This is a genomic window from Microseira wollei NIES-4236 (genome assembly GCF_020521235.1).
Classification (GTDB): Bacteria; Cyanobacteriota; Cyanobacteriia; order Cyanobacteriales; family Aerosakkonemataceae; genus Microseira; species Microseira wollei.
On record NZ_BLAY01000646.1, the window covers coordinates 1 to 299 of the forward strand.

Annotated in this window: 1 protein-coding gene; it reads right to left on the bottom strand. The window is 47.2% G+C overall.

The genetic code is table 11. The features are described 5' to 3' along the window. Positions 1-6 precede the first annotated feature (6 nt). A complete protein-coding gene (locus tag MiSe_RS50130; RefSeq protein ID WP_226595091.1) occupies positions 7-192 on the bottom strand; it encodes a hypothetical protein in 186 nt (61 codons plus the stop codon). Positions 193-299 lie beyond the last annotated feature (107 nt).

Below are 299 nucleotides of genomic sequence, written 5' to 3' on the forward strand. Positions count from 1 at the left end.
AAGTTGTCAACTCAAAATTTTTGAACGCCGTGCCCCTACAATCAAATGTTGCCAGGGTAGGGACACGGCAGCAACAGAATTTGTTGCATCGGTCAAACTTTTTGAATGCCGTGTCCCTACAATCAAAAATGCCCGTACCCAGATCCCCTCATCAAAGGGTAGGGGCACGGCAGCAACAATCAAAGTTGTCAACTCAAAATTTTTGAACGCCGTGCCCCTACAATCAAATGTTGCCAGGGTAGGGACACGGCAGCAACAGAATTTGTTGCATCGGTCAAACTTTTTGAATGCCGTGTCCC